Source organism: Agrococcus sp. UYP10 (genome assembly GCF_040547205.1).
GTDB lineage: Bacteria > Actinomycetota > Actinomycetes > Actinomycetales > Microbacteriaceae > Agrococcus > Agrococcus jenensis.
In genome coordinates this window covers 1,415,066-1,433,117 of the sequence record NZ_JBEPPG010000001.1, presented here as the reverse complement: position 1 = coordinate 1,433,117, position 18,052 = coordinate 1,415,066, and the positions used below count along the sequence as shown (strand labels likewise).

23 protein-coding genes are annotated in these 18,052 nt (G+C 72.9%); 13 read left to right on the top strand and 10 right to left on the bottom strand.

The genetic code is table 11. The annotated features are described in order from the left end of the window. Positions 1 to 12 precede the first annotated feature (12 nt). Genes ABIB37_RS07130 through ABIB37_RS07120 form a run of 3 tightly spaced genes read left to right on the top strand, consistent with a single transcriptional unit; the run spans position 13 to position 1,674 of the window. Positions 13 to 975 (top strand): cation diffusion facilitator family transporter, encoded by a 963-nt coding sequence (locus ABIB37_RS07130; protein WP_354258573.1) that lies wholly within the window; start codon positions 13 to 15, stop codon positions 973 to 975. Positions 976 to 998: 23 nt separating this feature from the next. Further along, positions 999 to 1,415, top strand: coding sequence for a hypothetical protein (locus ABIB37_RS07125; protein WP_354258571.1), 417 nt, complete (start codon positions 999 to 1,001; stop codon positions 1,413 to 1,415). A 10-nt stretch (positions 1,416 to 1,425) separates the two neighbouring features. Next, positions 1,426 to 1,674, top strand: coding sequence for a hypothetical protein (locus ABIB37_RS07120; RefSeq protein ID WP_354258568.1), 249 nt, complete (start codon positions 1,426 to 1,428; stop codon positions 1,672 to 1,674). A gap of 80 nt (positions 1,675 to 1,754) precedes the next feature. Here the strand turns inward: ABIB37_RS07120 and tadA are convergent, their stop codons facing one another. Next, positions 1,755 to 2,216, bottom strand: coding sequence for a tRNA adenosine(34) deaminase TadA (gene tadA, locus ABIB37_RS07115; RefSeq protein WP_502914037.1), 462 nt, complete (start codon positions 2,214 to 2,216; stop codon positions 1,755 to 1,757). Positions 2,217 to 2,266: 50 nt separating this feature from the next. On the opposite strand from tadA, the gene upp reads away from it, so the two are divergent. Continuing rightward, entirely contained in the window at positions 2,267 to 2,905 is a 639-nt protein-coding gene (gene upp / locus ABIB37_RS07110; RefSeq protein ID WP_123696269.1) for a uracil phosphoribosyltransferase, read from the top strand. Between the two features lie 464 nt (positions 2,906 to 3,369). After that, entirely contained in the window at positions 3,370 to 4,089 is a 720-nt protein-coding gene (locus tag ABIB37_RS07105) for a winged helix-turn-helix domain-containing protein (protein WP_354258562.1), read from the top strand. Positions 4,090 to 4,271: 182 nt separating this feature from the next. Here the strand turns inward: ABIB37_RS07105 and ABIB37_RS07100 are convergent, their stop codons facing one another. Next, on the bottom strand, positions 4,272 to 5,027 hold the full coding sequence (locus ABIB37_RS07100; protein ID WP_354258559.1) for an alpha/beta fold hydrolase: 756 nt from the start codon (positions 5,025 to 5,027) through the stop codon (positions 4,272 to 4,274). Between the two features lie 69 nt (positions 5,028 to 5,096). Here ABIB37_RS07100 and ABIB37_RS07095 point away from each other — a divergent pair, with 69 nt between their 5' ends. Together ABIB37_RS07095 and ABIB37_RS07090 are read left to right on the top strand one after the other, a co-directional pair. Next, complete coding sequence (locus tag ABIB37_RS07095) at positions 5,097 to 5,786, top strand: type 1 glutamine amidotransferase (RefSeq protein WP_354258556.1); 690 nt, start codon at positions 5,097 to 5,099, stop codon at positions 5,784 to 5,786. Positions 5,787 to 5,868: 82 nt separating this feature from the next. After that, positions 5,869 to 6,654 carry a MerR family transcriptional regulator gene (locus ABIB37_RS07090; RefSeq protein WP_354258553.1) on the top strand — a complete coding sequence of 262 codons (786 nt, stop codon included), beginning with the start codon at positions 5,869 to 5,871 and terminating at the stop codon, positions 6,652 to 6,654. Here the strand turns inward: ABIB37_RS07090 and ABIB37_RS07085 are convergent. After that, positions 6,651 to 6,917, bottom strand: coding sequence for a helix-turn-helix domain-containing protein (locus ABIB37_RS07085; protein WP_354258550.1), 267 nt, complete (start codon positions 6,915 to 6,917; stop codon positions 6,651 to 6,653). The two genes, ABIB37_RS07090 and ABIB37_RS07085, sit on opposite strands and share 4 nt — an antisense overlap. Positions 6,918 to 6,978: 61 nt before the next feature. Between ABIB37_RS07085 and map the strand changes: the two genes are divergently transcribed. Together map and ABIB37_RS07075 are read left to right on the top strand one after the other, a co-directional pair. Further along, on the top strand, positions 6,979 to 7,758 hold the full coding sequence (map, locus tag ABIB37_RS07080; RefSeq protein ID WP_354258547.1) for a type I methionyl aminopeptidase: 780 nt from the start codon (positions 6,979 to 6,981) through the stop codon (positions 7,756 to 7,758). A 78-nt stretch (positions 7,759 to 7,836) separates the two neighbouring features. Continuing rightward, a complete protein-coding gene (locus ABIB37_RS07075) occupies positions 7,837 to 8,523 on the top strand; it encodes a Type 1 glutamine amidotransferase-like domain-containing protein (RefSeq protein WP_354258544.1) in 687 nt (228 codons plus the stop codon). 7 nt (positions 8,524 to 8,530) lie between these two features. On the opposite strand, the gene ABIB37_RS07070 is transcribed toward ABIB37_RS07075, so the two are convergent. The 4 genes from ABIB37_RS07070 to ABIB37_RS07055 form a co-directional block, all read right to left on the bottom strand. Then, positions 8,531 to 9,448 carry an asparaginase gene (locus tag ABIB37_RS07070; protein ID WP_354258541.1) on the bottom strand — a complete coding sequence of 306 codons (918 nt, stop codon included), beginning with the start codon at positions 9,446 to 9,448 and terminating at the stop codon, positions 8,531 to 8,533. Positions 9,449 to 9,509: 61 nt separating this feature from the next. Beyond that, complete coding sequence (locus ABIB37_RS07065; RefSeq protein WP_354258538.1) at positions 9,510 to 10,124, bottom strand: methylated-DNA--[protein]-cysteine S-methyltransferase; 615 nt, start codon at positions 10,122 to 10,124, stop codon at positions 9,510 to 9,512. Continuing rightward, positions 10,117 to 10,581 (bottom strand): RNA polymerase sigma factor, encoded by a 465-nt coding sequence (locus ABIB37_RS07060; protein ID WP_354258535.1) that lies wholly within the window; start codon positions 10,579 to 10,581, stop codon positions 10,117 to 10,119. The genes ABIB37_RS07065 and ABIB37_RS07060 overlap by 8 nt, the downstream gene beginning before the upstream one ends. After that, positions 10,578 to 11,081, bottom strand: coding sequence for a methylated-DNA--[protein]-cysteine S-methyltransferase (locus ABIB37_RS07055; RefSeq protein ID WP_354258533.1), 504 nt, complete (start codon positions 11,079 to 11,081; stop codon positions 10,578 to 10,580). The genes ABIB37_RS07060 and ABIB37_RS07055 overlap by 4 nt, the downstream gene beginning before the upstream one ends. Positions 11,082 to 11,172: 91 nt before the next feature. Between ABIB37_RS07055 and ABIB37_RS07050 the strand changes: the two genes are divergently transcribed. Both ABIB37_RS07050 and ABIB37_RS07045 read left to right on the top strand, forming a co-directional pair. Then, a complete protein-coding gene (locus ABIB37_RS07050; RefSeq protein WP_354258531.1) occupies positions 11,173 to 11,733 on the top strand; it encodes a histidine phosphatase family protein in 561 nt (186 codons plus the stop codon). Then, positions 11,730 to 13,073 (top strand): FAD-binding oxidoreductase, encoded by a 1,344-nt coding sequence (locus tag ABIB37_RS07045; protein WP_354258528.1) that lies wholly within the window; start codon positions 11,730 to 11,732, stop codon positions 13,071 to 13,073. The genes ABIB37_RS07050 and ABIB37_RS07045 overlap by 4 nt, the downstream gene beginning before the upstream one ends. Before the next feature lie 100 nt (positions 13,074 to 13,173). Here ABIB37_RS07045 and ABIB37_RS07040 read toward each other — a convergent pair whose 3' ends face one another. Together ABIB37_RS07040 and ABIB37_RS07035 are read right to left on the bottom strand one after the other, a co-directional pair. Then, complete coding sequence (locus ABIB37_RS07040) at positions 13,174 to 13,545, bottom strand: FKBP-type peptidyl-prolyl cis-trans isomerase (protein ID WP_354258525.1); 372 nt, start codon at positions 13,543 to 13,545, stop codon at positions 13,174 to 13,176. Between the two features lie 34 nt (positions 13,546 to 13,579). Further along, entirely contained in the window at positions 13,580 to 15,298 is a 1,719-nt protein-coding gene (locus ABIB37_RS07035; protein ID WP_354258522.1) for a cation:proton antiporter, read from the bottom strand. Positions 15,299 to 15,399: 101 nt separating this feature from the next. Here ABIB37_RS07035 and ABIB37_RS07030 point away from each other — a divergent pair, with 101 nt between their 5' ends. Then, entirely contained in the window at positions 15,400 to 15,822 is a 423-nt protein-coding gene (locus ABIB37_RS07030) for an OsmC family peroxiredoxin (RefSeq protein ID WP_354258519.1), read from the top strand. Positions 15,823 to 16,130: 308 nt separating this feature from the next. On the opposite strand, the gene ABIB37_RS07025 is transcribed toward ABIB37_RS07030, so the two are convergent. Then, on the bottom strand, positions 16,131 to 17,066 hold the full coding sequence (locus tag ABIB37_RS07025; protein WP_354258516.1) for an SDR family oxidoreductase: 936 nt from the start codon (positions 17,064 to 17,066) through the stop codon (positions 16,131 to 16,133). Positions 17,067 to 17,197: 131 nt separating this feature from the next. Between ABIB37_RS07025 and ABIB37_RS07020 the strand changes: the two genes are divergently transcribed. Beyond that, positions 17,198 to 18,043, top strand: a complete 846-nt coding sequence (locus tag ABIB37_RS07020; protein ID WP_354258513.1) for a helix-turn-helix transcriptional regulator — start codon at positions 17,198 to 17,200, stop codon at positions 18,041 to 18,043. The last annotated feature ends 9 nt before the right edge of the window (positions 18,044 to 18,052 follow it).

The window sequence follows — 18,052 nt, the reverse complement described above, 5'->3', positions numbered from 1 at the left end:
AGACTCCCGGTCGTGAGCGCATCCCACGGGTCGAGGGCAGTGATCGCGGCATTCCTCGCGAACACCGGCATCGCCATCACCAAGTTCATCGCCTGGTTCTTCTCGGGCTCCGCATCGATGCTGGCCGAGGCCATCCACTCGGTCGCCGACGCCGGCAACCAGCTGCTGCTGCTGCTCGGCGGCAGGCTCGCGAAGAAGCAGGCGACGCCCGACCACCCCTTCGGCTACGGCCGCGAGCGCTACGTGTGGGCGTTCATCGTCGCGCTCGTGCTGTTCTCGGTCGGCGGCCTGTTCTCGATCTACGAGGGCATCTCGAAGATCCAGGACCCCCACGAGCTCGACATCATCTGGCTGCCGCTCGTCGTGCTCGGCATCGCGATCGTGCTCGAGAGCTTCTCGTTCCGGACGGCCATCGTGGAGTCCAACAAGGTGCGGGGCAAGACCGGCTGGTGGGCGTTCATCCGCACGTCGAAGAGCCCCGAGCTGCCCGTCATCCTGCTCGAGGACCTGGCCGCGCTCGTCGGCCTCTCGCTCGCGTTCGTCGCCGTCGGCCTCACCGCCATCACCGGCAACCCGCTCTTCGACGCGATCGGCACGCTCTGCATCGGCGTGCTGCTCATCGCCGTCGCCGCGATCCTCGCGGTCGAGATGAAGTCGCTGCTGATCGGCGAGGGCGCGACCCGCGAGGACAACGCGCGGATCGCCGCACTCCTCAACGCGCACAAGGGCGTCGAGTCGGTCATCCACATGAAGACGCTCTACCTCGGCCCCGACGAGCTCATGGTGGCCGCGAAGATCGCGTTCCCGCCGCAGTCCGACATCGAGCACGTGTCGCGCACCATCAACGACCTGGAGGCCGACCTGCGCACCCAGGTGCCGCACGCGCGGGTCATCTACATCGAGCCGGACCTCTACGTCGAGCAGCCGGAGACCGCGCCCTCCACCGACCACATCGTCATCCAGTCGGGCAACTGAGCGCGACTGCGTAGGCTGACTGCATGGAGTTCCTGCACTCGCTGCTGCTCACCGCCCACCTCGTGGGGCTGTCGATGCTCATCGGCACGTTCATCCTCCAGATGCGTGCACGGGCGGGCTACAGCTTCACGATGATGCTGATCGGCGCGTCGATCCAGCTCGTCTCGGGCGTCGGCCTCTACGGCCTCGCGATGGCGGGCGACGGCGACGTCAACCACGCGAAGCTCGGCGTGAAGGGCCTCATCGCGGTGGTCGTCTTCGTCGCCGCGCTCATCGGCTTCCTGCGCCAGCGCGCGATCCACGCCGAGCGGTCGCGCCTCACCGCCGGCGGCGCCGTCTCGGTCGGCAACCTGCAGGTCGAGCGCAAGCTCGGGCCGTTCTTCCACACCGCCGGCGGCCTCGCCGCCGTGAACCTGCTCATCGCCGTCTTCTGGCGCTGACGTCCGCCCGATGCCCTGGCTCGACCTACTGGCCTGGGCAGGCGTCATCGGCGCCGCCGCGCTGCTCGTCGCGCTCGGCCCACGCATCTGGCACAGCGCATCCACGCAGCGCGCTCGCCGCATGGGCGGGCTGGGCGTGATCGACGAGATCTACCGACCGGCCACGTACGAGCAGCGCATCGCGGAGCAGCGCAGCGCCGAGGCGGGCGACAGCGTCGACGACCTCGAGCCGAAGGACCGCCGCCCGCCGGGCCCGTGATCTCCGGCCCCTGATCTCAACGGAGCGATCGGTCGCGCGAGGGCACTATCCCCTCGCGCTACCAGCCGCTCCGTTGAGGATCAACGGCGGGGGGCGAAGAAGGCGCGGAGCTGAGCCTCCGCCTCGGCGGCGAGCACGCCGGCCACCACCTCGACGCGGTGCGGCAGCCGGCGCTCGCGCAGGACGTCGACGACGCTGCCCGCCGCGCCCGCCTTGTCGTCCCACGCGCCGAACACGACGCGCTCGACCCGGCTCGCGAGGATCGCGCCCGCGCACATGACGCACGGCTCGAGCGTGACGACGAGCGCGCAGCCGTCGAGGCGCCAGGAGCCGAGCCGAGCCGCTGCCTCGCGCAGCGCCACCACCTCGGCGTGGGCGGTCGGATCGTGGCGCAGCTCGCGCTCGTTGCGGCCGGTGCCGATCACCGCGCCGGATGCGTCGACCACGATCGCGCCGACCGGCACGTCGGCGCTGGCAGTCGCGGCGGCCGCCTCGTCGAGCGCGAGGCGCATGAGCGCCTCATCGCGTGCCGCAGGCCGCATCCGCCCTCCCCGATCGGGCGTGCCGTCCCGCGCCCACTACCCTGAAGCCTATGCGCGTCCACGTCGCCGACCACCCGCTCATCACGCACAAGCTCACCGTCCTGCGGGACGAGCGCACGCCCTCCCCCACGTTCCGATCGCTCGTCGGGGAGCTCATGACGCTGCTCGCCTACGAGGCGACCCGCAACGTGCGCGTGACGCCGAAGGAGATCACCACGCCGGTGACGACCACGACGGGTGTCGAGATCGCCGAGCCGCGGCCGCTCGTGGTGCCGATCCTGCGCGCCGGCCTCGGCATGCTCGACGGCATGACGACCCTCGTCCCGACGGCGGAGGTCGGTTTCCTCGGCATGGCTCGCAACGAGACGACGCTCGAGCCGTACACGTACGCCGAGCGCCTCCCGGAGGACCTCTCCGACCGCCAGTGCTTCGTGCTCGACCCCATGCTCGCGACCGGCGGCTCGCTGTCGGCCGCGATGCGATTCCTCTTCGACCGCGGCGCGGTCGACGTCACCGCGATCTGCCTGCTCGGCACGCCGGAGGGCATCGAGCGCGTCGAGCGCGACATGGACGGCCACGACGTGACGATCGTGCTCGGCGCGCTGGACGAGCGCCTCAACGAGCACGGCTTCATCGTGCCGGGGCTCGGCGACGCGGGCGACCGCCTCTACGGCACCGTCGACCACTAGGCGCTCGCGCGGCGCGGTGGCTGGTCGCCGGCGCGGTCGGCGGCCGCGCCCCGGTGGCTCCGTCCGCCGACGTCACACTTCGTCACATTCGCTGACGGCGTCGTTTGACATCGCCGGATGCAAGCCGCGATACTGACAGGCATGACGACCACCTCTGCCCTCCCGACCGTCTTCGCGGCCGATGGGACGAACGGCATGATGATGCCGATGGTTGCCATGCGTCGAATGTGTGCTTGAGCGCAGCTCGCACCGTCCGATCGCTCCAGCAGCGCTGACGCCCTCGCGCGTCGCCTGCGGGCCTGAGCAGCCCTAGCGAGCGATCTCCGAACCGCATCGTCGGTTCGCACTCGACACTCGACACCGAGCCCTCGCGCATCGGTGTCCTCCATGAGTCGACGGCCCTCATCGCCCGACCCAGCATCGCTGGCCGGACGGCCGCCGACCGCTCGCCGGAAGGCATCCCCATGACGATCACCGCTCTCCCCACCCGCACCCGCCGCCCGTCGCTCGAGACCCGCGTCGACGGCTCCTCGGCGCTCGCCCCGAAGCGCGCCATCGCTCCGGCGGCCCAGCCCGCTGCCCGTGCGCCGCAGATCCGCCCGGTCCCGGACGGCACCGAGGCCCGCGGCTTCGTGCTCTACGTCGGCCTCGGCGAGGACGCCGCGGCCTCCGACCACATCGAGCTCGCCCGCCTGGTCGGCGAGCTGCGCGCCCTCACCTCGCGGCTCGCCCCGAGCGCCGAGACGCATGCCGCCGTCGCGCTCGCCCCGGCCGGCGCGGGCGGCCGCGACGTGGATGTCGTGCGTCGCGCGCTGCAGGACCCGGCCGTGCAGCAGCCGGTCGTCGACACCGACCCCGGCATCGTCATCGACCTGACGCGCAAGCGCGTCGCGATCGGCGATGAGATCGCCGCACTCACCTACCGCGAGTTCGAGCTGCTCCAGCACATCGTGCTGCGTGAGGGCTCGACCGTCGGACGCTGCGCCATCATCGACGCGCTCTGGGACGCGGACGACGAGAACCGCCCCAACGAGCGCACGATCGACGTGCACGTGCGTCGCCTCCGCTCGAAGCTGGGCGACTACGCGGAGATCATCCGCACGGTGCGCGGCGCGGGCTACCGATTCGACCGGCACGCCGACGTGACGGTGCTCGCGACGGGCCCGAGCCCCGACCGCTTCTGAGCGGCCACAGCCTTCTCACAGGCGGCTCTGGGGCGGTTCGTTACCGATCCGTTATACGTTGGGCGCACGTTGATCGTAGTGCTGTGGCGGTCGACGGAAGCGATGGCCGATGCCTCGCTTGGTGCAAGGGACTGGGGCCGGTCGGGAGAACCCGACCGGCCCTTTGCACGCCCGCCGACGCGTCAGCGGGCGGCGGCGAGGAACTCCGCCGCACGCCGCCGGAAGGTGCCGGAGGTCGGCGCGTTCACGTGGTTCCGACCGGGGATCGGCTCGAAGCGGCCGTCCGGCAGGAGCGGCAGCAGCTCCTGCGTATCGGCCGCACGCCGGTCCTTGTCGCCCGTCATCAGCAGGGTGGGCATCGTGGGGGGCGCTGCCTCGGGGTCGAAGAGCGTGCGCGACACCTCGCCGGCGAGCGTCACGAGCGTCTCGGGGTCGTGCTCGGGGAAGACGCCGGCGAGCTCGACCACGAAGGCCTCCATCTCGCCCGGCTCCGCCTCGTCGCGGAGCGCGCTGCGGGCGAGGTCGACGTCGAACCGCTGGAACGGATCGCCGGCGGGCAGCCCGCCGAGCACGAGCGCGCGGAACGCGTGCGGCCGCGTGCCCGCATGGCGCCACAGCAGCCTCGCGCCCATCGAGTAGCCGACCGCGCCGGGCGCCTCCGGCAGCGCCAGCTGCTCGAGCACCGCGTCGACGTCGTCGAGGAAGTGCGGCACGGTGTAGCCGACCGACGGCCGGTCGCTCTCGCCGTGCCCTCGGAGGTCCATCGCGATGCCGCGCAGCCCCCGCTCGGCGAGCGCGTCGCCCCAGCGGGTGTCGATCCAGTTGCGCTTCGCGTTCGACGAGAACCCGTGGATCAGCAGCACCGGTGCGCCGTCCGGGTCGCCGAGCTCGTGCAGTGCGATGCGGGCCCCGTCGGGGGCCATGGCGAAGACGGTCATGCAGCTCCTCACGATGCAGGACGCGCATCCCGCTCGTCATAGGCTACGCACATCCGAGAGAGGGTCCGCGTGGCACGTTCCGTCCTGTTCATCAAGCACATCGAGTACGAGACAGGCGGGCACGCGGCGACGCTCACGTCGCACCTGCCGACGCGCGAGGCGGTCTTCCCGTCGCAGCTGCCGCCGCTCGACGAGATCGCGGGCATCGTCATCACGGGTGGGCAGATGAGTGCTGCGGAGGAGGACGAGCACCCGTCGCTCGCGCTGACAGCCGACCTCGCGCTGCGCGCGATCGATGCGGACATCCCGGTGCTCGGGCTCTGCCTCGGCCACCAGATCATCGGGCGCGCGCTCGGCGGGGAGCACCGCGAGGGCGCGGTCGACGAGGTGGGCATCATCGACATCGACGTCGTCGCGCCAGAGCCGTGGCTCGGCGGGCACGTCGGCCCGGTCGGCGCGATGCGCTGGAACAGCGACGTCGTCGCCCTCCCGCCCGGCGCGACGCTGCTCGCGACGAGCGCGACGGTCGAGAACGAGGCCTTCCGTTACGGGTCCGCGGTCGGCATGCAGTTCCACCTCGAGGCGGACGACCGGGTCATGCGACTCTGGGACTCGGTCGCGTCGCCGACGCTGTCGGAGCTGCGCACGCCGGATGCGGTGGCCGAGTGGCGAGCGCACCTCGCGACCGACACGACGCTGCAGGGCATCGTGCAGCGCGGCTTCGCCGCGTTCGCCGAGGACTGCGCCCGGCGGCTCTAGGCCGGCCCCGTAGCACGGCACCGGCCGCGGCCGCGGCACGACGCTTGCGGTTCACACCGTGTGAAGGGATGAGGTGAGCGGCATGGAGACCATCGGGCAGCTCGCGCAGCGCACGGGGACATCGCGTCGCATGCTGCGGCACTGGGAGGCGCAGGGGCTGCTCGTCCCTGCTGCGGTCGATCCGTGGACGAAGCAGCGGCGCTACGCCTCGGCGCAGGCCGGGCGGGTGCGCGCGATCGCCGCGCTCCGCGAGGTCGGCTTCCGGCTGGACGCCATCCGCCACCTCCTCGACCAGGGCCTCACCGAGCCGCGGCTGCTCGAGCTCCTGCGTGATCGGGAGTCGGAGCTCGCCGCTCGCATCGCGCAGGACTCCACCGCCCTCGAGCGGGTGCGGGCACGACTGCGCTCGATCGAGCGCGACCGGAGCACCATCACGCATGCCCTCACCCTCTCCGCCGTACCCGCCGTCGACCTGCACGGCGTGACGGAGGTCGTCGCGGACGAGACGGAGCTGCCGGATGCGGTCGGACGCCTGCTGGCGCTGCTCGGCGTCGATGAGATCCCGACCGCGGATGTCGTGCTCACCTTCGACGGGACCACGGACGAGCGCGTCATCACCGTCGCGGCAGCCATGCAGGACGTCGGCCCCGCGCCGGCAGCGCGACCCATCTCGCTGCCGCGCATCGGTCAGGCAGCGAGCGTGCGGCTCGACGAGCGGCCGAGCAGCACCGCGGACGCACGGGTCGCACTGGACGCCGCGCTCGAGGCCCGAGGGCTGTACGCGAGGGGGCCGTACCGGCAGATCCTGCATGCGGACGGCGGCATCACACTCGTCGTCGCGGTGAGCGGGGCGCCCGCGTGCCCCTAGGAGGCCGCGCGCTGGCGACCGCGGTCGTCGACGTCGGACCAGATCGCGTCGAGCGACAGGTCGAGCACGGCAGCGATCGCGGCCACCGTCGAGAATGCGGGCGTCGCGACGCGGCCGGCCTCGATCTTCCGGAGCGTCTCGGGCGAGACGCCGGCGTCGAGCGCCACCGACAGCATCGTGCGATCGCCCCTGGCGCGCCGCAGCACCGCGCCGAGGCGCCGGCCGCGCTCCACGTCGGCGGGAGTGAGCGGCAGTCGGACCATGGCTCGATGCTAGCCGGGATAGTCTTACCGGGATAGGTATTGGTCGCGGAAGGGGCGATGCATGATCGAGATCCTGAACCCGTCCGAGCTCGGGCGCGCGAGGGTCACGGGCCGGATCGTCGCCGACATCCTGCAGGCGCTCCGCGCACGCACCGCGGTGGGCACGAACCTGCTCGAGATCGACCGCTGGGCGCAGGCGATGATCGTCGAGGCGGGCGCCGTCTCCTGCTACGTCGACTACGCACCGTCGTTCGGCCGCGGGCCGTTCGGCCACTACATCTGCACGGGCGTCAACGACGCGGTGCTGCACGGCCTGCCGCATGACTACGCGCTCGCCGACGGCGACCTGCTGACCCTCGACCTCGCCGTCTCGAAGGACGGCATCGCCGCCGACGCGGCCATCAGCTTCGTGGTCGGCGACAGCCGCCCCGCCGAGAGCGTGGCGATGATCGAGGCGACGGAGCGCGCGCTCGCCGCGGGCATCGCCGCGGCCGTCCCCGGCGCCCGCATCGGCGACCTCTCGCACGCGATCGGCAGCGTGCTCACCGAGGCCGGCTATCCGATCAACACGGAGTTCGGCGGGCACGGCATCGGCTCGACGATGCACCAGGACCCGCACGTCGCCAACACCGGGCGGCCCGGCCGCGGCTACCGCCTGCGACCCGGCCTGCTGCTCGCGCTCGAGCCGTGGATCATGCAGGACACCGCGACGCTCGTCGTCGACGCCGACGGCTGGACGCTCCGCAGCGCGACGGGCGCGCGGACGGCGCACAGCGAGCACACGATCGCGATCACCGACGACGGCGCCGAGATCCTCACGCTGCCGACGACGCGAGGCTGACGGTCGCGGGGCGCGCTGGCCCCCGACGCTCGCCGCGCGGCATGATGCAGGCATGCACCGCACCCCGAGGCGACCCTCGTGAAGCTCCTGCTCACGTCGATGGGCGTCACCAATCCGAGCATCGCCGAGGCCCTTGAGCGGCTGCTCGGCAAGCCGATCGCCGAGTCGAGCGCGCTCATCATCCCGACCGCCGCGTACCCGTTCGCCGAAGGACCCTGGATGGCGCGCGAGGCGATCGCCGGCACGGCGCCAGGGCCGCTGAGCGAGCTCGGCTGGCGATCGCTCGGCGTGCTCGAGCTCACGGCGCTGCCGACCATCCGCGAGGAGAGCTGGGTGCCCGCGGTGCGGGATGCCGACGCCCTGCTCGTCTGGGGCGGCGACGTGCTGTACCTGTGCCACTGGATGCGCGAGTCCGGCCTGGCGGACCTCATCCCCTCGCTCTCCGAGACGGTCTACGTGGGGGTGAGCGCCGGCAGCATCGCGGTGACGTCGTACAACTGCGATGCCGAGTTCGACCTGCAGTTCGTGCCCGACGGCAGCGACATGGCGCTGGAGGCCGAGCGCACGCTCGGCCTCGTCGACATCGCGCTCGTGCCGCACCTCGTCGGCGACGGTGGGGATGGCGCCTCGCTCGCCGGCATCCAGCGCTGGGCGGCCGGGATCCCCGGCCCGACGTACGCCATCGACGACGCGACCGCGATCGTCGTGGTCGACGGTGCGGTGGAGGTCGTCTCCGAGGGCCGGTGGAAGCTGCTGCAGCCCTGACGCGGCGCTAGACGACGGGGCGCAGGCGGCCGACCGCGACGTCGGCGCTCAGCTGCAGCAGCCCGAGCGGCTCGGTCAGGCGCTCGAGCGTGCCCTCGGGGATCGCCCCCGCGCGCTCGAGCATGGCGAGCGCGACCGGTGCGCCGGCGCGGCGCGCCCCATCCGCCGTCTTCACCACGGCTGTGGTGCCGTCGGGGGCGACCATCGCCTGCGTGCCCTCCGCGCCGAACTTCGTGGCGCATCCGGTCTCGGCGATCACGACGGCGTCGGGGCGACCCGCGCCGTCGATGAGCGTCGGATGCGCCCGCATCGCGTCGCCGACGGAGCGCCCGCCCCCGATCGCGTCGGGCGCGAGTCGGCGGAAGGCGCGCGCGAGCCCGACGGGCGAGGTGGGGAACACGAGCGCGCCGCAGCCGTCGTGCGCGAGCCCGATGATGGGCTCGCCGGCGGCCGTCGCGACGCCCTGGCGCAGCACGTCGGCGAGCTGGTGGTCGTCGGCCCAGTAGTCGCTGGGCGTGCCGAGCGCGCGAGCCGCCGCGGCGAGCGCGATGTGCTTGCCGACGCACATGTGCGCGAAGCGGCGCATCGAGCCGTCGGGCGCCTTCATCGGCGGGCAGCGCAGCGCATCCTCGGCGACGCCGAGGCGCTCGGCCATCGCCTGCGCGGTGTCGAGGTGCTCCTGATCGGCCCAGTGGCTCGCGCTCGCGAGCGCCGCGTGCGCCGGTGCCAGCTCGACGAGGCCGGCGTCGAGCAGCGCCGCGGCGAAGAGCGGCTTGAGCGCGCTGCGGGCGAGGAAGGGCGCCGCGACGTCGCCATGCGCCTCGATGACGGTGCCATCGGGATCGATGAGGACCGCGACGCCTCGGTGCTGGGACTCGATGAAGCCGTCGCGCTCGACGACGGCGAGGAGCTCGGTGGTGGGCACGGGATCCAACGTAGCGGCGCGGGCCTGCGCGGAGATGCGCGCCAGGTGGCGCCCGGCCGCGCTACTCGGCGCGCAGCACCGGCGGGCTCGCCGCCTCCACGTCGAGCAGCAGCCGCTTCGCCTCGACACCGCCCGCGTACTGGCCGAGCGCGCCATCGCTGCGGACCACCCGATGGCACGGGATCGCGATCGGCAGCGGGTTGCGCCGGCACGCGGTGCCGACCGCGCGCACCGCGCGCGGCGAGCCGGCCGCCGCGGCGACCTGCGCGTAGCTGCGCGTCTCGCCGTACGGGATCTCGCGCAGCCGCTCGACGACGTCGCGCCCGAAGCCGCGCGCGAGCGCGAGGTCGAGCGGGCCGTCGAACGCGCGAGCACGACCGTCGATGAGTGCCTCGAGCCGGCGCGCGGCGTCGTCGAGCCGGGCGGGCGCCTCGAGCACGCGCGGGCTCAGCGCGGTCGAGAGCCGCTCGAGCGTCGCCGCGGGATCGCGGCCGTCGAACGTGACCGAGACCAGCCCCGCGGGCGTCGCCGCGAGCAGCAGCGAGCCAACGGCGGTGTCGAGCGAGCGGTACGCCACGTCGAGCAGCCCGCGCTCCGCGGCGCGCTCGACGAGCCGCGCGTGCAGCGCGGCCATGGGCCCGTCGGGGATGGCGCCGAGCAGGTCGACTTCAGGCATCGGCGTCTCCCAGCAGCTCGCGCAGGCGGTGCACGCCGTCGGAGGACGCGCGCCGCGCCGCATCCGCCGACGATCCGAGCGTCGCCGCGACCTCGGCGAAGGGCAGTCCGCCGAGGTGGTGGAGCACGACCGCCTCGCGCTGCCGCGTCGGCAGCAGCGCGAGCGCTCGCGCGAGGTCGAGGTCGCGCGCGACCGCGGGCGACGGCCGGTCCGGCACGTCGCCCACCACGAGCCGCGCGCGCCGCCGCAGCACGTCGATCGCCTTCCGGTGCGCGATCGTCACGAGCCACTCCTCGATGCGCGCGTCGTGCGCGAGCCGCGGGTACGCCTCGAGCGCGGCGAGGAACGTCTCGCTCCAGGCGTCGTCGGCATCGACCTCGTCGAGCAGCGCCCGGCACACGCGCCAGACCCTCGCGCCGTGCAGCGCGACGATCGACTCGAAGGGCGCACGGGTCACGCGACCGAATCTAGCCCGACCGCCACGAGCGACGATCCGGCCTCGTGGTCGAGCAGGAAGCGCTTGCGCTCGACGCCGCCGGCGTAGCCGGTGAGCGACCCGGTCGACCCGACCACCCGGTGGCAGGGCACCACGATCGAGATCGGGTTGCGGCTGTTGGCGAGCCCGACCGCGCGCACCGCCGTCGGCTGCCCGATCGACGCCGCGATCCAGCCGTAGCTGCGGGTCTCGCCGTAGGGGATGGAGCGCAGCGCCTCCCACACGCGCAGCTGGAATGGGCTGCCATCGGGGTCGAGGTCGAGGTCGAACGCCCGGCGCTCCCCCGCCCAGTACTCGCCGAGCTGCTGCGCCGCATCCGCGAAGCCGGCGTCGTCGCGCTCGCCGAACGTCGCCTCGTCGGGCGCAGGGCGATGGTCGGGCATGTACAGGCCCGTGATGCCGCGCTCGCTCCGCACGAGCGTGAGCGGGCCGATGGGGCTGTCGATGATGGTGTGGGTCATGGCCGCATTCCTCTCATACTCCGCTAACGCGCGGGGACGACGGAATGTGAGCCTGTGGATGGCCGACGTCGCGCCGCCCTAGGCTCGGGGCATGGAGATCGCCCTCGTCCGACACGGCCAGACCGACTTCAACCGCGACGGCAGGCTGCAGGGCACGAGCGACATCGCCCTGAACGAGACCGGCATCGCGCAGGCGCACACCGCGGCTCGACTGCTCGCCGACGGCCCGTCGACCGACGCGCGCTGGGACGCGGTGGTGTCGTCGCCGCTCGTGCGGGCGGCCGTCACGGCCGACATCATCGCCGCCGAGCTCGGGCTCGAGGTCTGCGGTCGCTACCCGAGCCTCATCGAGCGCGCCTACGGCCAGGTCGAGGGGTTGACGAAGGAGGAGGCCGTCGAGCGCTTCGGCACCGAATGGCCCGGCGAGGAGGACTTCGACGACCTGCAGCGCCGCGCCGTCGCCGCCGTCGACGACGTCGCCGCCCGCAACCCCGTCGACGCGCTCGTCATCGTCACGCACGGCACCTTCATCCGCGCCTTCGCCGACCACGTCACCGGCCAGGAGACGCGCACCCCCGACAACGCGCACTCCGTCCGCTTCACGGGCGTGCCGGGCGCCTGGCACGTCGTCGACGGGCTCGTGCTCGCGTGAACCTCGACGCCCTGCGGGCAGCGCTGCCCGCCCACGTGCTCGTCACCGACCCTGTCGCGCTCGACGTCGCGCGCGCCGACAAGTCGGGCCACCGCTCCGTCTCGCCGCCGCTCGCGATCGTCGAGGCGGAGGACGCCTCGCACGTGCAGGCTGCGCTGCGCTGGGCGACCGAGCACGGCGTGCCGGTCGTGCCGCGAGCGGCCGGCACCGGACTCGCCGGCGGTGCGATCGCCGGCGAGGGCGAGCTCGTCGTCTCGGTCGACCGGATGCGGCGGCTGCTCGACGTCTCGATCGTCGACCAGTCGTGCCGGGTCGAGCCGGGCATCCGCAACGCCGAGCTCAACGACATGCTCGCCACCCACGGCCTCTGGTGGCCGCCGGACCCGGCGAGCCGTGCCATCTCGTCGGTGGGCGGCAACATCGCGACGAACGCGGGCGGCCTGCTGTGCGCGAAGTACGGCGTGACGCGCGAGTGGGTGCTCGCGCTCGACGTCGTGCTCGCGGACGGCAGCCGCATCTCGACCGGCCACCGCACCGTGAAGGGCGTCACCGGGCTCGACCTGACTGCGCTCATGATCGGCTCGGAGGGCACGCTCGGCATCGTCGTCGGCGCGACCCTGAAGCTGCGGCCGCTCCCCGATGGCGGCGTCTGGACGGTCGGCGCCTTCTTCGACGACGAGACCGCCGCGGCCGCGGCGTGCACGGCGGTGACGGCCGCGCGCATCCGCCCGGCGATCATGGAGCTCGTCGGCCGCGACGCGGTCTCGATGCTCGCCGCCTACACGGGGCAGCCGATGGCGGGCGCGTTCGTGCTCGTGCAGACCGACGAGCTCGGGGCCGCCGCGACCTCCGAGGTCGTGGCGGAGATCCTGGCGGCGCACGGCGGCCGCGTCGAGCGCACCGACGACGCCGCGCGGTCGGATGTGCTGGTGCAGGTGCGCAGGCAGGTGCACTTCGCGCTCGAGTCGTTCGGCACCGTGCTCGTGGAGGACGTCTCGGTGCCGCGGTCGCGGATGGCCGACATGTTCCGCGCGTGCGACGAGGCCGCGGAGCGCCACGGGGTGCGGCTCGCGACGACGGCGCACGCCGGCGACGGCAACCTGCACCCGACCTTCGTCTTCGACGGCACCGAGCCCTCGGAGGCGATCTGGGCGTGCGCGAACGAGGTCTTCGAGGCGGCGATCGCGATGGGCGGCACGCTCACCGGCGAGCACGGCGTGGGCATCCTCAAGCGGCGATGGCTCGTCGACGAGCTCGGCGAGCGCCAGCTCGCGCTGCAGCGGGCCGTGAAGGCAGCATTCGACCCCGCAGGCATCCTGAACCCCGGCAAGGCGATCTAGCCGGGCACAGCCTCCCCGACGGCCGGGTGGTCAGGACACGCCGAGCGCGCACCGCGCTGCGCGGCGCGTCGTGACCACCCGGCTCACGGGCGGGCGGGTGTCAGCGGACGGCGACCAGGTCGCAGACGAAGATGAGCGTCTCGTTCGGGCCGATGGCTCCGCCGGCGCCGCGCTCGCCGTACGCGAGGTGGGGCGGGATGACGAGCTGGCGGCGACCGCCGACGCGCATGCCCTCGATGCCCTGCTCCCAGCCCTTGATGACCATGCCGACGCCGAGCGGGAAGTCGAGCGGGGCGCCGCGGTTGTAGGAGGCGTCGAACTCCTCACCGGTGGAGTGCGTGACGCCGACGTAGTGGACGCTGACCTGCTTGCCGGTCACCGCCTCCTCGCCGTCACCGACGGTGATGTCGGTGATCTGGAGCTCGGTGGGCGCGGGGCCGTCGGGGGCGTCGATCTGGGGCTTCTCAGTCATGCGCCAATCCTCGCACGCTCGCGCGAGGGCAGGCTCAGTGCTCGTCCTCGTCGGCCTGCAGGCCGATCTCCTCGCGGTCGATGATGCGCTGCGCGACCGCGACGGTGCTCGAGTCGAACCGCCCCGTGCGGCGCACGCGGTCGAGCCAGACGCGCTCCGCCTCGATCGCGACGTGGCGCAGGCGCGAGATCTGCGCGACGTCGGTGGACGGGTCGTCCGGGTCGACCTCGGCGACGTGCGCCGCCCAGTCGCGCCGGGCCAGCATCCGCTCGCTCGCGACCTCGACGATCATCTCGTCGATCCCGTTGACCTCGGCCTCCCGGCGCATCGCCTCGATGCCGGCGTCGATCGCCTCGCCGACGAGCGACTCGAGCTCCGCCCGCCGTCGGTCGGAGGCGTTCTTGCCCACGCCGAGCGCGCGCACGAGGAACGAGAGCGTGCCGCCCTGCACGAGCAGCGTCACGATGGCGACGACGAAGGCGGCGAGCACGAGCTCGGCGCGCATCGGGGTGTCGGCCGGCAGCGTCTGCACGGCCGCGACCGTGACGACGCCGCGCATCCCGGCCCAGCCGATCGCGAGCGTGTCGCGCCAGCCGAGCCGCTGGTCGCGCAGCGCCGTGATGTCGTGCCCGCGCACGATGTGGGCGTACCGGAGCCTCGCGCCGCGCTTCGTGCTCGTGTCGACGCTGTCGAGCCGCTCGGCGAGCCGCGCGTGACCGCGCTGCACGCGGCCGGCGTGGTGGCGCAGCCACGCGAGCAGCGGCGGGAGCGCGGCGAGCCGCACGGCGAGGAGCACCGCGCACAGCAGCAGCCCGACCGCGACGACCCCGGCGAGGTGCCGCTCCCCCGCGTCGACGGCGGTGATGACGGCAGGCAGCTGCATCCCCATGGTGAGGAACACGCCGTTCTCGACGATGACCGAGAAGGTGCTCCAGGTCGCCGACTCCTGCGCGCGACGCGTGGCGCGGATGCGGATCTGGCTGCGGTTGCCGATCACGAGCCCGGTGACCACGACGGCGACGATGCCCGAGCCGCGCAGCGACTCCGCGGCGAGGAACGAGACGAAGGGTGTCGCGATCGAGATCGCGGTGTCGATGGCGCGATCGCCCGCGAGCTGGCGCACGAGCACCGTCGCATAGCCGATGACGACGCCGACGACCAGCGCCACGACGACCGCGAGCGCGAAGTCGCCGACGAGGGCGGCGCCCTCGACCTCGGAGCTGCCCGGCCGCTCGATCGCGGCGACGGCGGTCGTGAGCAGCACGAGCGCGGTCGCGTCGTTGAGGAGCCCCTCGCCCTCGAGGATCGTCACGACGCGCGGCGGCAGCCCGAGCCGCTTGCCGAGCGCGGTGGCTGCGACGGCATCCGGCGGGGCGACGACCGCGCCGAGCGCCAGCGCGGCGGCGAAGCCGATGACCGGCCAGATGGACTGCAGCACGAGCGCGACGGCGAGCGCGCTGAGGGCGACGAGCACGACCGAGAGGTAGCCGATCACGCGCAGGTTCCGGCGGAAGTCGACGGCGGGCACCCGCAGTGCCGCGGTGTAGAGCAGCGGCGGCAGGATGATCGTGAGGAAGACCTCGGGCGGCACGACGATCTCGGGCGAGCCCGGGACGAGTGCGATGACGGCGCCGAGCAGCACGAGGAGCAGCGGCGCGGCCACCCCGATCCGGTTGGCGATCGTGGCCACGGCGCCGATGAGCAGGATGCCGACCACGACGACGAGCGTCACCTCGGTCGCCACGTCGTGCATGGAGAGAGGCTATCGGTCGGCCCTATCACGGCATGGCGCTCCGACGTAGCCTGAGGTCAGCGGCCGCATCCGCGGGCGCGCCGACATCAGGAGGAATCTGCATGGCCATCACCTCGAACGCGAGCACGACCTGGACCGGCGGACTGGGCAGCGGCTCGGGCACGACCACGCTCGGCACCGGATCCACCTTCGACCTCACGTGGCGTGCCCGCGCCGAGGAGGGCGGCGCCTCGACGCCGGAGGAGTTCATCGCCGCGGCGCACGCATCGTGCTTCGCGATGGCCTTCTCGCACACGCTCGAGCAGGCCGGCCACGCGCCGGAGTCGCTCGACACCACGGCGAAGGTCTCGTTCGTCGCCGGCACCGGCATCACGACGAGCGTCCTCACCGTCTCGGGCGTCGTGCCCGGCATCGATCAGGACCGGTTCGCGGAGCTCGCCCAGCAGGCGAAGGCCGAGTGCCCGGTGTCGCAGGCCCTCGCGGGCATCGACATCCAGCTCGGTTCGGTAGAACTCCGTTCCTGAAGATTTGCTCAGGGAAAACTTTGCTTCCGCAGAAAACCTGATGCATCGACTATAAAAAGATCAGACGATCTTCCGTCCAACCTGAACCTAGAAGGAGCGTCATGAAGTTCAACAAGCCCAGCCGCCGTGGTGACGACTTCATCATCATGGGCGACCTCGTCATCACCGGTGACGACTTCATCATCATGGGTGGCGGCGACCTCTAAGCAGTCGTCCCCTCAACGGCCGCGGCGCCGACTCCCCGAGTCGGCACCGCGGCCGTCGTCTGTTCCGAGGCGGATGCGTGCCGCGCAGATCCGCTCGCGCCCTCAGCGGAACGGCACGCCCGTGAGGGTCTCCGAGATCTCCCACAGCCTGGCGCCCTCCGTGCTTCGCAGCGGCGGCCAGAGCGCCTGGCGTCCGGGAGGGCCGCCGACGCTGCCGGGCCCCTGCGGGCCGTAGAAGCCGCCGTCCTCCGCCCCCGATGCCGTCGCGGCCATGAGCGCCGGCAGTGTCGCGCTCTCGACAGTGCCGACGAGCAGCCCGCGCGCCGAGAGCCACCGGATCACCCGCACCTGCGGGGTGTCCTGCGCCCTGCCGACCTCCGGGCGTGCCGCGAGCAGGCTCGTCGGCGCGACGCCCGGATGAGAGAGGTTGCTCGTGATGCCCCAGCCACCGCTGCGGCTGCGGCGGCTCAGCTCGAGCGCGAACAGCCCGACCGCGATCTTCGACTGCTGGTAGGCGCGCATGCCGTCGTAGGAGCGCTCCCACTGCAGGTCCTCCCAATGGATCATGCCGCTGCGGGCAGCGATGCTCGCCTGCGAGGTCACGCGCGCACGACCGGCCCTCAGCAGCGGCAGCAGCTGCCCGGTGAGCGCGAAGTGGCCGAGGTGGTTCGTGCCGAGCTGCAGCTCGAAGCCGTCGGCGGTCGTCTGCCGCTCGGGCGGCGTCATGACGCCGGCGTTGTTGATGAGCAGGTGGATCGGCTCCCCCTCGGCGCGCAGCCGCTCGCCGAGGACGGCGATCGAGGCGAGCGACGCCAGGTCGAGCTCGGCGAGCGTGAGCCGCGCATCAGGCTGCTCGGCGCGGATCCGAGCGACCGCCGCCTCGCCCTTCCGCATGCTCCGCACCGGCATGACGACGTCGGCACCGGCGCGGGCGAGCCGCGTCGCGATGCCGAGGCCCATTCCGTCGCTCGCGCCGGTGACGACCGCGCGCCTGCCGGTCAGGTCGGGGATGGTGATGTCGTACGGCCTGCGTGGCATGGGATGCCTCTCCTCACGTGGATGCGGTGCGCCGGCGGGCGCCCTCGTCGATCGTCGCCGCGGCACGCACCCGTCAGCCACGGCCTGACGATCCGTGGCTGCGGCGTCCCACGGCGGGAGAGGATGCTCGCATGATCGATCGCACCGGGCTCGCCGAGTTCCTCCGCCGTCGCCGGGAGGCGCTGCAGCCGGAGGACGTGGGGCTGCCGCGTGGGCAGCGCCGCCGCACGAGCGGGCTCCGCCGCGAGGAGGTCGCGGCGCTCTGCCACATGTCGACCGACTACTACTCGCGCCTCGAGCGCGAGCGCGGGCCGCGACCCTCCGAGCAGATGCTCGCCTCGATCGCGCAGGGGCTCCGGTTGACCCGTGACGAGCGCGACCACCTCTACCGGCTGGCCGGCCACGAGGCTCCCCCTCGCGGTTCGGGCACGGATCACGTCAGCCCCGGCATGATGCGGATCTTCGACCGACTGGGCGACACCCCCGCCGAGATCGTCACCGAGCTCGGCGAGACCCTGCGGCAGACGCGACTCGGTGCGGCCCTCATGGGCGACTCGACGCGATTCACCGGCGCCGCGCGCAGCATCGGCTACCGGTGGTTCACCGACCCGGCGGCCCGCGCGCTCCATCCGCCCGAGGACCACGACTTCTACTCCCGCCTCTACGTCTCGGGCCTCCGAGGCGTGGCGACGCTGCGCGGGCCGGACTCCCGGGCAGCCCGGCTCGCGCGCGAGCTGCACGCATCGAACGCCGAGTTCCGCTCGGTCTGGGAGCAGCACGAGGTGGGGCTCGCGCCGCGGGAGGTGAAGCGCTACCAGCATCCGGCCGTCGGCTACCTCGAGCTGCAGTGCCAGGTGCTGCTCGATCCGGCGCAGGCGCACTCGCTGCTCGTCTTCACCGCGACCCCGGGCAGCGAGAGCCACGAGAAGCTCGAGCTGCTGTCGGTGCTCGACGCCGAGCAGGCTGCAGCACGGTGATCGACCGCG